Source organism: Bacillus sp. M13(2017), assembly GCF_002218325.1.
In the GTDB taxonomy this organism is placed as follows: Bacteria; Bacillota; Bacilli; order Bacillales; family Bacillaceae_G; genus Bacillus_A; species Bacillus_A thuringiensis_K.
Genome location: NZ_KZ268505.1, coordinates 148751 through 161913 on the forward strand (window position 1 = coordinate 148751; position 13163 = coordinate 161913).

Below are 13163 nucleotides of genomic sequence, written 5' to 3' on the forward strand. Positions count from 1 at the left end.
ATAGGGAGAGAAGAAAAATGACAAAAAAACCTTATAAAGTAATGGCTCTATCAGCACTGATGGCAGTATTTGCAGCAGGAAATATTATGCCGGCTCATACGTATGCAGCTGAAAGTACAGTGAAACAAGCTCCAGTTCATGCGGTAGCAAAAGCTTATAATGACTATGAAGAATATTCATTAGGACCAGAAGGCTTGAAAGATGCAATGGAAAGAACAGGTTCAAATGCTTTAGTAATGGATCTGTATGCTTTAACAATTATTAAACAAGGTAATGTTAACTTTGGAAATGTATCGACTGTTGATGCAGCTTTAAAAGGAAAAGTGATTCAGCACCAACATACAGCTAGAGGAAATGCGAAGCAATGGTTAGATGTATTAAAGCCACAGCTTATTTCAACGAATCAAAACATCATTAACTACAATACGAAATTTCAAAACTATTATGATACTTTAGTTGCTGCGGTAGATGCAAAAGATAAAGCGACTCTTACGAAAGGCCTAACTAGATTATCAAGTAGTATTAATGAAAATAAAGCGCAAGTGGATCAGTTAGTAGAAGACTTGAAAAAATTCCGAAATAAAATGACGTCGGATACGCAAAACTTCAAGGGTGATGCAAATCAAATTACATCTATATTAGCTAGTCAAGATGCAGGAATTCCGCTTCTGCAAAATCAAATTACAACGTACAATGAAGCAATTAGTAAATATAATGCAATTATTATCGGTTCATCTGTTGCGACAGCTCTAGGACCAATTGCAATTATTGGTGGTGCAGTAGTTATTGCTACGGGCGCAGGAACACCGCTAGGAGTCGCATTAATTGCAGGTGGTGCAGCAGCTGTAGGCGGTGGTACAGCTGGTATCGTATTAGCGAAGAAAGAACTTGACAATGCACAAGCTGAAATTCAAAAAATAACTGGACAAATTACAACTGCTCAATTAGAAGTAGCTGGGTTAACGAACATTAAAACACAAACTGAGTATTTAACAAATACGATTGATACTGCAATTACAGCGTTGCAAAACATTTCAAACCAATGGTATACAATGGGATCAAAATACAATTCTTTACTTCAAAATGTGGATTCAATTAGTCCAAACGATCTTGTTTTCATTAAAGAAGATTTAAACATTGCGAAAGATAGCTGGAAAAACATTAAAGACTATGCAGAAAAGATTTATGCTGAAGATATTAAAGTAGTAGACACGAAAAAAGCATAATTGAATACGAATCGTTAGAGCGTTAAGTGTTGATGAATAATTTGAAGCTCCTGTTCAGTTGTGAGCAGGAGCTTTTGATATCCTTATAAAGGGAATAGGTGAAAAATATGCAGAAACGATTTTATAAAAAATGTCTTTTAGCGGTAATGATTGCTGGGGTGGCAACGAGTAACGCATTTCCTTTACATCCTTTTGCAGCAGAACAAAATGTAACGGTGCTACAAGAAAATGTGAAAAACTATTCTCTTGGACCAGCAGGATTCCAAGATGTAATGGCACAAACGACATCAAGCATATTTGCAATGGATTCATATGCAAAATTAATTCAAAATCAACAAGAGACGGATTTAAGTAAAATAAGTTCGATTAATAGTGAATTTAAAGGGAATATGATTCAGCATCAAAGAGATGCAAAAATTAATGCAGCATATTGGTTAAATAATATGAAGCCTCAAATTATGAAAACAGATCAAAATATTATAAATTACAATAATACTTTTCAATCGTATTATAATGACATGTTAATAGCGATTGATCAAAAGGATAGCGGAAAATTAAAAGCGGATTTAGAAAAGTTGTATGCGGATATTGTAAAGAATCAAAATGAGGTAGATGGATTATTAGGAAATTTGAAAGCTTTTCGCGATAGAATGGCGAAAGATACAAATAGTTTCAAAGAGGATACAAATCAGTTAACAGCGATATTGGCAAGTACGAATGCTGGTATTCCAGCTCTAGAGCAACAAATAAATACATATAACGATTCGATTAAAAAGAGTAATGATATGGTCATTGCTGGTGGCGTACTTTGCGTAGCTCTAATAACATGTCTTGCTGGCGGGCCGATGATTGCGGTTGCGAAAAAAGATATCGCAAATGCAGAAAGAGAAATCGCCAATTTAAAAGATAGAATTTCAGGAGCACAAGCAGAAGTCGTAATTTTGACTGATGTAAAAAATAAAACAACAAACATGACAGAAACAATTGATGCAGCAATTACAGCACTACAAAACATATCAAATCAATGGTATACAGTAGGTGCAAAGTATAATAATTTATTACAAAACGTAAAAGGAATTAGTCCGGAAGAGTTTACGTTTATAAAAGAAGATTTACATACAGCGAAAGATAGCTGGAAAGATGTAAAGGATTATACAGAAAAATTACATGAAGGTGTGGCAAAGTAAACAGTGGACTAGTTCTGCTGTTTATTTTTTATTCCGTTTTTTTTTTGTGAGAGTTGAACTTGTAATTATATATAAGTTTGTCATGTGTTTTATCAATGTGGCTATTGGGTAATATTTAATCAAATTGATACGAATAACCTAAATAAATTTCTGATCAAGTCTTTTATATGTAATGTTTTAATGAAAAAAGCTATACTGTAAGCAAAACTAAAAATTGGAGAGGAAATACTACAACATGGAAAATTATCTATTATTTATCCTTACAGCAATGCTAATCATAATGATGCCTGGTCCTGGTTTTGCACTAGTTACAAAAAATACTATCTCGCATGGTAAAAATGGCGGGATAAAGACTGTTTTAGGAACGATATCTGGAATGATGATTCATACAATAATGGCTACGTTAGGACTTTCTGCTATCTTAATGAAATTTGCTATGTTATTTACATTTATAAAATATGCTGGGGCTGTTTATTTAATTTATTTAGCTGTAAAGTCAATTAAAAGTGCCTTACATAAAAAAGAAGATATGTCAGGTTCAGCAGAAATGGACTCTAAGGATATTGGGGCAATTAAAAGCTTTAGACAAGGATTTACTACGGCAATTTTAAATCCAAAAACCGCTGTATTTTTCCTTAGTTTTTTACCCCAATTTATTGTGAGTAATCAAAATCATTTCCTCCAATTTCTTTTATTAGGAGTCACATTTACGACTTTGACAGCAATATGGTATTTACTTTACATCTCACTCATACGTCAATTAAGAACTTTTTTAAGAAAAGAAAGAGTGAACCGTACAATAGAGGGTATTACAGGCGCCATATTATTAGTATTTGGAGTTAGATTGTTTTTCCAAAAATAAATATGTAGATAAAACGAGAAATAAAAAAGTTGATTATTTCTCGTTTTATTCTTTAAAATCTGCAACAGAACCAGGATCTCCCATCAAAGTATAAATTCCAAGGGAGGAACCGTTTTTTATTTACTTATATACGTACAGCTGTACCACTGACAGCAACCATTAACATTCCATCACGAACAACTTCGTAATCTACGTCAATACCAACGATAGCGTTCGCACCTTTTTCTTTTGCAAGTTCTTTCATTTCGCCCATTGCAATATCACGAGCGTCTTTTAGTTTACTTTCATAAGCACCAACACGGCCACCGACAACATCACGAACGGAAGCGAATACATCGCGGACAATATTTGCACCCATAATAGCTTCACCATTTACAATATCAATATACTCAATAATCTCTTTACCTTGAATTCCAGAAGTTGTTGTTACAATCATGACTGACACTCTCCTAATATCTTATAATTTTTGATTAGCTTTCTTATATCATAGAAAAAGTATTTTTGGCACCAGAAACAAGTCTAGTTTCTTACAGAATGAAACCAAGGCAATTGTTTAACATATGTATCGCTATAACATATGCAATGGATCTTTTAGAAATAAGATAAGCCGCAGTAAGTATCAACGATCCAGGTAAATAAATAGCAATATCCGAAAGTTGGTTCGTATGAAGAAGTGTAAAAATCATAATCGAAATGATAGATGCAATAGCGGTACCAATATGGTAAGAAAAACGATTTATTAATATGTGGCGAAACACAATTTCTTCAAGTATTGGACCCAGAATACCAAATACAAGCAATGTAAATACAAGAGGTACCTCTGCACCCGTTTCAAGGAGCTGCTCTTGGTTCTCTGGTTGACCAGTTGCTAGAAAATACATAACACACTGTTCCACAATTAACGTAAATAAAACTACCATAGGAATACTTACTATTTTCAAAATTGTCTTCTCTTTAAAATAAGTAAAACTTTCAATAATTTCTTTCCTAAAGCAAATGATTCCTACAATAGCAGGTACAGTAAAACCGATGGCACTAAGAACAAATTCTGATTCAACTAAATTGACATTAGCTAAAAGTGATATGCCAAATAGTATGTACAAGCCAATTTGAAATGGTACAAACAGTGTAAAGATTATTGGCATAATGATTTCTTTTTTATTCATTTTTATAAAGTTCACTGTATTGCCCCCATAATTAAATTACCTATAATTTTTGATTTTTCTTTCTGCATAACGATCTCCTTCTAAATATATTTATACAAGATTCTAAACCGGACGGTTCGGTCCGAATCGAAATCTAATGATACTACAAGTTTCTAGTTTTTTAAACCCTTTTTATAAAGTATTAACAAAATCAAAATGGAAAAAAGCAAATATATTTATATTTCAGTTGCTTTGTTACAATTTAATTCCAGTAATCATTAATGGTTAATCTTTTATAGAATGAAGTGAAAGTGGGAGTAGTTCAAACACTTTAGCTAAACATATTGATAAAAATTATATATAATAATCATATGTCTATACATTAAAATTAACTATATATTTTTACACCTACTACGAAGTTAGGTGAAATTAGTTGTATAACATGACTGAATTAAATAATTGGTCATGTTAATTTTGACAGAAAATTCATTTGAATGATATAGATAATACAATTTGATTAATCTCTTTTCAAACTGTATTGTTTGAGGTTCACATAATATAGGGGTTGATAAGATATTTTCGCTCCAAACTTCTTTATACTTACAAAAAAATTCAAGAAAATAGATGGTAAATATCACCTGGAATATTAAGCTCGTTTTTATTAGGAGGATTACAAAGCATGACTAAAGTTGATAAGGTTAAAGAAAAAATTATTGAAACATCTTTATATTTATTTAATACTAATGGGATAACTCGCACATCCATCCAGGATATAATGACAGCTACTGAACTACCTAAAGGATCTATTTATCGTAGATTCAAAAGTAAAGAAGAAATTGTCCTTGCTGCCTACGACAAAAGTGGTGAGATTATGTGGAGTCATTTTCATAAAGCAATGGAAAATAAAAAGACAGCAATCGATAAAATCCTTGCAATTTTCCTTGTATATCAAGATGCAGCTAATAATCCTCCTATTGCTGGAGGCTGTCCATTACTTAATAGCGCAATTGAAAGTACTGGAGTATTTCCAGAATTACAAAAAGCAGCAGCAAAAGGTTATGATGATACAGTAATGTTAATGGCTTCTCTCATAAAAGAAGGAATAGAGAAACAAGAACTTAAAGAAGATATAGAGGTTATATCACTCGCTTCCTTTCTTGCATCTTCAATGGAGGGGGCTATTATGGCAAGTCGAGTATCTAACGATAATATACACCATCATTATTTTATTGAACAAATAAAACATCATCTTTTCTCCTATTCTAAATAAGTGAGAACTTGCAGTGTTTCCATCCAATTTTTATAAAATTAAATTGAATAAATACCCCTTATAAATAGTATCTTCTGATTATAAGGGGTATTTGAATAGACTTTAACAAAGGGAGCTTTTTACACGTTGTTTGGATTATTTCACTAATACGAACTTTAGTTGAAGAGCACGCCATAATGAAAAAGCTGTTTTAATATACTAATTATGTATCATATGTTAAAAAACTTATGTTATTTTGTTTTTCTAAGTTTATAGCTAAGAAGAATATAAGAATTAGAGGAGGGGGAAAATTGAAATTTTTTACGATATTTGCATCAAGGAATGATACAAGTGATATAGAAGGTTTCATTACTCAAGTTTTTCAAAATGGGTTTAAGGTTGAACGCAATAAAAATGAATATACCATTCAATCGAAAAGACTATTTGGCAAAAATAAAATTATTATTCGGGTGGATTCTGAAGAATCATCTCCTGATTATTTTTTCAATAATATTCCTGGAATGATGCACATGTACGATCAAATCGAATTTCAAGAAGAACATCTTAAGAAGATGGTTTTGGCACAGATTTCTGTAATTAATACCATAATCGCTATAGAGACGAAGAAGGATTATAGTGATGAATACGTGGAGCTGTTTCTTAAATTACTTAATGGGGTAAACGGTATTGGTTTTATCCCTGATCGAACTCTCATCGGGAAGGATGGAAAAGTAATTGTATTTCCGGATGGATCCTCTGGTCCTTCAGAATTTACTCCTCAAGTATGTACGAACAAAATAAGGGGACAGAATAGTACTTCTACCGATGGGGAGAAAAGAAAACAGAAATCGATAAGCTATCTGCAAGATAAAGGGATTCCATATATAGAAGGATTGCCTCAATTGCCTCCTTTGACAAGTATTCAGTTAAGAAGCCGAGAAGAGATTACGAAGAGAGCAGTAGCTTTGTTGATTGTCATACAATATGCTTGTGATGTTGCCCAAGAAGGAGATTTGAAAACTTCCAAAGAGTTCGTCATGGAGCTGCTAAATCAATTTGATGTGGTTGAATCATTAACGATGCAGGAAAGGAATTTTCTGAATTCAGAGGAACCTGACGAGAAAGAAGCGATACAGATTGCATGGCAGTATGAAGCTCAATGGGTTTTGCTTTGGTCAATAGGCCTCGTGAATACACTGAAATTCCCAAAAGAAATCTGTGACTGTCATTATGCAATTAAACTTGTTTCTGATTGTAGTTCTTTTAATGAATTTTATCAAAAAACAAAATTGCGAAATGTAGAAGAAATTTTGGACGAGGCCGACCTTATTTATCGGCTTCATTGGGCTTGTGTACATGATAGAATTAATGCGAGAGAAGCAACTGCAGGTATGCATGAAAGTATTGTTATTGAAAGACGAAGAGGCTTGTTTTGGCTAATCAATTATAAAAATGAAGATTGGGATTATATCTCCATGGATACATAATCTATATTCTTTGTTCTGTAGAGCATTTGTATTCTAGATAATCGAATTATTACTTCATCAGTTCAATCCATTATAGAAAAAAGGCCGAAAATGCCATAGATAGGAGAAAAAATAGTCTTTGATATCCTAAGCCTCATATACAACTTGAACGGCCTTGTTATTGTTACTGCAGAAAAAATGTGAATTAAATGTTAATCGATTTACATGTTTCAAGCGTATCTATATTGAGTTTGTAAATCTACACAATAAGTTTTCATTATATATATTAAGTGGAATAGAAGTTCAGTTAGATAAAATTCGGTAGTCGAATTTTTTTGCATAAAGCTGTATAATGCTTGTAACGAAAGGGAAATACAGGAAGGGATTTGTAATGAGTTACTATGGAAAAAGATAAACAACAATTAAGCGTTGAAGTTGCAAGATTATATTATCAATCAGATTATAGTCAGCAAGAAATTGCTAACAAATTAAATATTTCAAGACCGACGATTTCTAGATTGTTAAAGTACGCGAAAGAAAAAGGGTTTGTTCAAATTAGCATCGCTGATCCATTTGCGGATTTAGATAACGTTGGGAATTTACTGAAAGAAAAGTACAACTTGTTAGAGGCACATGTTGTATTTTCTCCAGTGCCGGAATATGCAACGATTACAGAGTATATTAGTAAATATGCTGCTGAGTATATGGAAAAGACGGTTAAAAACGGTGATATTGTTGGTGTGAGCTGGGGAATGACTATGTATGAAATCGCTAGAAAAATCGTACCGCAACATGTAAAAGGGGTAGAGGTTGTCCAGCTAAAAGGTGGTATTAGTCATTCAAGTGTAAATACATATGCGAATGAAACAATAGCTTTATTTGCAGATGCTTTTCAAACGACGCCAAGAAATCTACCTCTTCCAGTTATATTTGATAATGCAGTGACAAAAGAATTAGTAGAGCAGGATCGACATATTCATCACATTATCGAAATGGGGAAGCAAGCGAATATTGCAATTTTTACTGTAGGAACAGTGCGAGACGAAGCGCTATTATTCCGATTAGGTTATTTCGATAAGGAGGAAACAAGTTTACTCAAAAAACAATCGGTCGGTGACATTTGTTCACGTTTCTTTGATGGAGACGGAAATATTAGTAGCGAAGAAATCAATAAGCGTACCATTGGAATTGAGTTAGAGGAACTGAAATTAAAGAAACGCTCTATTTTAGTTGCAGGTGGTAATAGAAAAATAAAAGCAATTGATGGTGCGTTACGTGGCGGGTATGCAAATGTATTAATTATCGATCAGCATACAGCAAAAGAATTGTTACATTATCAAAAAGATTAGAAATAAAAGGCGTTCTCAAAATGTTAATTTTGAGAACGCCTTTTATTTTGTTATGTATGAATGATAGGTGTTCTTTTGAACACAAATTGCCTCTTTAAAAATAATTATGGATATAGAGATACATACTACCATTGTTAATATAAAAGTTTTGATTTTAAATGAGAATTGTTTCTTAGTTAGAATGAGCTTTACTTACTACAAGAAAATTCCTTTTAAAAAAGAATGAACAAAATTTCAAAAGTATATTTACATTTGTTCAACTAAGAGTTAGAATGAAGTTGTTAAAAGATATGAGGAGTGAAGATAATGAACATTGCAAAGTTAATTGACCATACAATTTTAAAAGCTAATACTACTAAAGAAGATGTTATGAAAGTAATCGAAGAAGCAAAGGAATATAAATTCGCTTCTGTTTGTATTAACCCAACATGGGTAAAATTAGCGGCTGATGAACTAGCTGGACATGATGTAGACGTTTGTACTGTAATCGGTTTCCCATTAGGAGCAAGCACGACTGAAACAAAAGCATTTGAAACAAAAGATGCTATCGCAAAAGGTGCAACTGAAGTTGATATGGTAATCAACGTAGGTGCTTTAAAAGATGGCGACAACGAACTTGTTGAAAAAGATATTTATGAAGTAGTACAAGCAGCAAAAGGAAAAGCTCTTGTAAAAGTAATCATTGAAACTTGCCTATTAACAGATGAAGAAAAAGTACGCGCTTGTGAATTATCAGTAAAAGCTGGTGCTGATTTCGTAAAAACTTCAACTGGATTCTCAACTGGTGGAGCAACTGCTGAAGATATCGCATTAATGCGTAAAACAGTAGGACCAAACGTTGGTGTAAAAGCATCTGGCGGTGTTCGTACACGTGAAGATGCAGACAAAATGGTAGCTGCTGGAGCTTCTCGCGTTGGAGCAAGTGCTAGTGTTGCAATCGTATTAAATGATGCAAAAGGTGCTACAGATAACTACTAATTGATAAAAGGTTAAAGCAATAGATATACGTTTAGAGTATATCTATTGCTTTAATAATTGAAAAAAATGTAAGCGGATACGAATGGGAGGAAACGGCTTATGAAATACTTAATCGGTGTTTTTGGCCTCGTATTGATTTTAGGTATCGCTTGGCTTGCTAGTAATGATAGAAAGAAAGTCAAATATCGCCCAATCATAACGATGGTTATATTACAATTCATTTTGGGGTTTTTATTATTAAATACAAGTGTAGGGAATATATTAATTAGCGGAATAGCAGATGGTTTTGGAGAGCTATTAAAATATGCTGCTGACGGTGTGAATTTCGTATTTGGTGGATTAGTAAATCAAAAAGAGTTTTCGTTCTTTTTAAGTGTATTAATGCCAATCGTATTTATATCAGCCTTAATAGGTATTTTGCAACATATTAAAGTATTACCTATTATTGTGAAATCTATCGGTCTAGCATTAAGTAAAGTAAATGGAATGGGGAAACTAGAATCATATAACGCTGTTGCATCTGCGATTTTAGGACAATCTGAAGTATTTATTTCAGTTAAGAAACAACTAGGGTTATTGCCAGAGAAAAGAATGTATACATTATGTGCATCAGCAATGTCTACAGTTTCTATGTCTATCGTTGGATCATATATGGTGTTATTAAAACCACAATATGTTGTAACCGCTTTAGTGCTTAACTTATTCGGTGGCTTCATCATTGCTTCTATCATTAACCCATATGAAGTTACTGAGGAAGAAGATATGTTAGAAGTACAAGAAGAAGAGAAGAAGACCTTCTTTGAAGTATTAGGGGAATACATTATTGATGGATTTAAAGTTGCGATTACAGTAGCAGCTATGTTAATTGGTTTCGTAGCTCTTATCGCATTCATTAATGCAGTATTTAAAGGTATAATCGGTATTTCATTCCAAGAAATTCTTGGTTATGTATTTGCACCATTTGCATTTATTATGGGTGTTCCATGGCATGAAGCAGTTAATGCCGGAAATATTATGGCAACAAAATTAGTATCAAATGAATTTGTTGCTATGACAGATTTAGCACAAGGAAACTTTAATTTCTCAGATAGAACGACAGCGATTATCTCTGTATTCTTAGTTTCATTTGCAAACTTCTCTTCAATTGGGATTATTGCAGGAGCAGTTAAGAGCTTAAATGAAAAGCAAGGGAATGTAGTCGCAAGATTTGGTTTGAAATTACTATTCGGTGCAACGTTAGTAAGTTTCTTATCAGCAACAATCGTTGGCTTATTATTTTAATAGATTTATATAATATAAAAAGGAATGGTGATTGTAATGAGAATGGTAGATATTATTGCAAAAAAGCGTGACGGCAAAGAATTAACGACTGAAGAAATCAAATTCTTTATTAATGGATATACAGACGGAAGTATTCCTGATTATCAAGTGAGTGCGCTTGCAATGGCAATCTTCTTTAAAGATATGACAGATCGCGAACGTGCAGATTTAACGATGGCGATGGTTGAGTCTGGAGAAACGATCGACTTATCAGCAATTGAAGGAATTAAAGTAGACAAACATTCAACTGGCGGTGTTGGTGATACAACAACTTTAGTATTAGGACCATTAGTTGCTGCTTTAGATGTACCAGTAGCAAAAATGTCTGGTCGTGGTTTAGGACATACTGGTGGAACAATTGATAAATTAGAAGCAGTAGAAGGATTCCACGTTGAAATTACGAAAGAACAATTCATCGATATTGTAAATCGTGACAAAGTAGCTGTTATTGGACAAACAGGAAACTTAACACCTGCAGATAAAAAGATTTATGCATTACGTGACGTAACAGGAACTGTTAACTCAATTCCTTTAATCGCAAGTTCAATTATGAGTAAAAAAATTGCAGCTGGTGCTGATGCAATCGTACTTGATGTAAAAACAGGTGCTGGTGCATTTATGAAAACAGAAGAAGATGCAAAAGAATTAGCACATGCAATGGTACGTATCGGAAATAATGTAGAACGTCAAACAATGGCAGTTATTTCAGATATGTCACAACCTCTTGGATTTGCGATTGGTAATGCTCTAGAAGTGAAAGAAGCGATTGATACGTTAAAAGGTGAAGGTCCAGAAGATTTAACAGAATTAGTACTTGTATTAGGAAGTCAAATGGTCGTACTTGCGAAAAAAGCAAATACGTTAGAAGAAGCTCGTGAAATGCTAATTGAAGTGATGAAAAACGGAAAAGCAACTGCGAAATTTAAAGAGTTCTTAAGCAATCAAGGCGGAGATAGCTCAATTGTAGACAATCCAGAAAAAATGCCACAAGCTAAGTATGTAATTGATGTACCTGCAAAAACTTCAGGTGTTATTTCTAACATTGTTGCAGATGAGATTGGTATTGCAGCTATGTTACTTGGTGCAGGTCGTGCAACGAAGGAAGATGAAATCGATTTAGCAGTAGGATTAATGTTACGTAAAAAAGTTGGCGATGCAGTAAAAGAAGGCGAGCCATTTGTAACAATCTACGCAAATCGTGAAAATGTAGAAGATGTAAAAGCAAAAATTTATGAGAACATCTCTATCGCTGAAACAGCAGTGGCTCCTAAATTAGTGCATACAGTTATTACTGACTAATCATCATTTCATTTACTTTGAGGGGGAAATAATATGGATAAGAAAAAATATATTGAAGAAGCAAACAAGATGTTATCGAAAGCGTATATTCCGTATTCTAAATTTCCTGTTGGCGCAGCGTTAGTTACGAAAGAAGGGAAAATCTATACTGGTTGTAATATAGAAAATGCTTCTTACGGTTTATGTAACTGTGCAGAAAGAACAGCAATATTTAAAGCAGTATCAGAAGGTGAGCGCGATTTTAGTTACTTAGTTATTACAGGAGAAACTGATGGCCCGATTTCACCATGTGGTGCGTGTAGACAAGTAATTGCTGAATTCTGTGATCCGAAAATGCCTGTATTATTAACGAATGTAAAAGGTGATGAAAAAGAAGTGACTGTTGAGCAATTACTTCCAGGTGCTTTCACAATAGAAAATCTAAAATAAGTTGAAAAGTGAACTGCACCTCCAGTTGTTAGACACGCATAACAATTGGAGGTGCAGTTTTTTACTTTATATTGAGGTGAATTATTTACTGATATTTCGTCCCCTTTTTCATCAATTTATTATTTTACCACATGTGAAATTTAAAAAATTAAATATTAATGTAGTGTAAGTACAATATAAATTCCCAATTAATATTAAAAGATGATAGGCTATTTTTATAATTGAATTACCTTTCGTACTCTAAAAAACACCCTACCAACAAAGGTTCTCTATCAATATAAAAATCTATACTAATATGGTATAATTTTCATGCTCTATTAAGTATAGAAGGGGTTTATACGATGGGACAATTTCAAAGTAATTTTCAAAGCGCTACACAAATCGCAACGCAAATGAGGGCAGCTTCAGATACAATCCAAAGCGCAACAAATCGTTCTATAAAAAAGGCGACACGTACTACGCTTTCAGTTAATTCAAAAGCACAAGAAGCGAACCAACAAGTTTTAGATTTGACGAAACAATTATCCACCGCCTTTCAACACGCGGTCGATAATATTCATTCGGTAGCCAAAGAGTTTGAGAGAATGGATCACGAGCTTCACAATACTTTCCGCTAATATGACCACCTTCGTAAAGATAAAACTTTAGGAGGA

General features: G+C 33.4%; 13 protein-coding genes. 11 read left to right on the forward strand and 2 right to left on the reverse strand.

Annotation, left to right across the window (positions count from 1 at the left end; all coding sequences use genetic code 11):
• Window positions 1-17: 17 nt before the first annotated feature.
• From nheB to CGQ22_RS15830, 3 genes are all read left to right on the forward strand, one after another.
• Window positions 18-1226: a non-hemolytic enterotoxin NHE subunit B gene (nheB, locus tag CGQ22_RS15820; RefSeq protein WP_089148964.1), complete on the forward strand. Its 1209-nt coding sequence runs from the start codon at window positions 18-20 to the stop codon at window positions 1224-1226.
• A gap of 107 nt (window positions 1227-1333) precedes the next feature.
• Window positions 1334-2413 carry a non-hemolytic enterotoxin NHE subunit C gene (nheC, locus tag CGQ22_RS15825; RefSeq protein ID WP_001171989.1) on the forward strand — a complete coding sequence of 360 codons (1080 nt, stop codon included), beginning with the start codon at window positions 1334-1336 and terminating at the stop codon, window positions 2411-2413.
• Between the two features lie 235 nt (window positions 2414-2648).
• On the forward strand, window positions 2649-3275 hold the full coding sequence (locus CGQ22_RS15830) for a LysE family translocator (RefSeq protein ID WP_000433000.1): 627 nt from the start codon (window positions 2649-2651) through the stop codon (window positions 3273-3275).
• A gap of 124 nt (window positions 3276-3399) precedes the next feature.
• On the opposite strand, the gene CGQ22_RS15835 is transcribed toward CGQ22_RS15830, so the two are convergent.
• A complete protein-coding gene (locus tag CGQ22_RS15835; protein ID WP_000637518.1) occupies window positions 3400-3711 on the reverse strand; it encodes a heavy metal-binding domain-containing protein in 312 nt (103 codons plus the stop codon).
• Between the two features lie 91 nt (window positions 3712-3802).
• On the reverse strand, window positions 3803-4456 hold the full coding sequence (locus CGQ22_RS15840; protein WP_089148965.1) for a CPBP family intramembrane glutamic endopeptidase: 654 nt from the start codon (window positions 4454-4456) through the stop codon (window positions 3803-3805).
• A gap of 643 nt (window positions 4457-5099) precedes the next feature.
• Here CGQ22_RS15840 and CGQ22_RS15845 point away from each other — a divergent pair.
• The 8 genes from CGQ22_RS15845 (at window position 5100) to CGQ22_RS15880 (ending at window position 13127) form a co-directional block, all read left to right on the forward strand.
• Window positions 5100-5690 carry a TetR/AcrR family transcriptional regulator gene (locus CGQ22_RS15845; protein WP_000169650.1) on the forward strand — a complete coding sequence of 197 codons (591 nt, stop codon included), beginning with the start codon at window positions 5100-5102 and terminating at the stop codon, window positions 5688-5690.
• Between the two features lie 290 nt (window positions 5691-5980).
• Window positions 5981-7156 carry a DUF4272 domain-containing protein gene (locus CGQ22_RS15850; RefSeq protein ID WP_089148966.1) on the forward strand — a complete coding sequence of 392 codons (1176 nt, stop codon included), beginning with the start codon at window positions 5981-5983 and terminating at the stop codon, window positions 7154-7156.
• A gap of 380 nt (window positions 7157-7536) precedes the next feature.
• Complete coding sequence (locus tag CGQ22_RS15855; RefSeq protein ID WP_000409784.1) at window positions 7537-8484, forward strand: sugar-binding transcriptional regulator; 948 nt, start codon at window positions 7537-7539, stop codon at window positions 8482-8484.
• Window positions 8485-8790: 306 nt separating this feature from the next.
• Window positions 8791-9462, forward strand: coding sequence for a deoxyribose-phosphate aldolase (gene deoC / locus CGQ22_RS15860; RefSeq protein WP_001017441.1), 672 nt, complete (start codon window positions 8791-8793; stop codon window positions 9460-9462).
• Between the two features lie 99 nt (window positions 9463-9561).
• The gene (locus CGQ22_RS15865) at window positions 9562-10743 is read left to right on the forward strand and encodes a NupC/NupG family nucleoside CNT transporter (protein ID WP_000876185.1); all 1182 of its coding nucleotides are present in this window, start codon (window positions 9562-9564) and stop codon (window positions 10741-10743) included.
• Window positions 10744-10779: 36 nt separating this feature from the next.
• Window positions 10780-12081 (forward strand): pyrimidine-nucleoside phosphorylase, encoded by a 1302-nt coding sequence (locus tag CGQ22_RS15870; protein ID WP_089148967.1) that lies wholly within the window; start codon window positions 10780-10782, stop codon window positions 12079-12081.
• Between the two features lie 33 nt (window positions 12082-12114).
• Window positions 12115-12510, forward strand: a complete 396-nt coding sequence (locus CGQ22_RS15875; RefSeq protein ID WP_000358535.1) for a cytidine deaminase — start codon at window positions 12115-12117, stop codon at window positions 12508-12510.
• Between the two features lie 341 nt (window positions 12511-12851).
• Window positions 12852-13127: a TIGR04197 family type VII secretion effector gene (locus CGQ22_RS15880; protein ID WP_074594120.1), complete on the forward strand. Its 276-nt coding sequence runs from the start codon at window positions 12852-12854 to the stop codon at window positions 13125-13127.
• Window positions 13128-13163 lie beyond the last annotated feature (36 nt).

What these genes read in the sequence shown, in the direction of transcription:
- CGQ22_RS15835 (WP_000637518.1), bottom strand. Translation starts at nt 3,711, where the DNA reads ATGATTGTAACAACAACTTCTGGAATTCAAGGTAAAGAGATTATTGAG.
- CGQ22_RS15870 (WP_089148967.1), top strand. Translation starts at nt 10,780, where the DNA reads ATGAGAATGGTAGATATTATTGCAAAAAAGCGTGACGGCAAAGAATTA.
- deoC (WP_001017441.1), top strand. Translation starts at nt 8,791, where the DNA reads ATGAACATTGCAAAGTTAATTGACCATACAATTTTAAAAGCTAATACT.
- nheC (WP_001171989.1), top strand. Translation starts at nt 1,334, where the DNA reads ATGCAGAAACGATTTTATAAAAAATGTCTTTTAGCGGTAATGATTGCT.
- CGQ22_RS15845 (WP_000169650.1), top strand. Translation starts at nt 5,100, where the DNA reads ATGACTAAAGTTGATAAGGTTAAAGAAAAAATTATTGAAACATCTTTA.
- CGQ22_RS15875 (WP_000358535.1), top strand. Translation starts at nt 12,115, where the DNA reads ATGGATAAGAAAAAATATATTGAAGAAGCAAACAAGATGTTATCGAAA.
- nheB (WP_089148964.1), top strand. Translation starts at nt 18, where the DNA reads ATGACAAAAAAACCTTATAAAGTAATGGCTCTATCAGCACTGATGGCA.
- CGQ22_RS15855 (WP_000409784.1), top strand. Translation starts at nt 7,537, where the DNA reads ATGGAAAAAGATAAACAACAATTAAGCGTTGAAGTTGCAAGATTATAT.
- CGQ22_RS15830 (WP_000433000.1), top strand. Translation starts at nt 2,649, where the DNA reads ATGGAAAATTATCTATTATTTATCCTTACAGCAATGCTAATCATAATG.
- CGQ22_RS15865 (WP_000876185.1), top strand. Translation starts at nt 9,562, where the DNA reads ATGAAATACTTAATCGGTGTTTTTGGCCTCGTATTGATTTTAGGTATC.
- CGQ22_RS15880 (WP_074594120.1), top strand. Translation starts at nt 12,852, where the DNA reads ATGGGACAATTTCAAAGTAATTTTCAAAGCGCTACACAAATCGCAACG.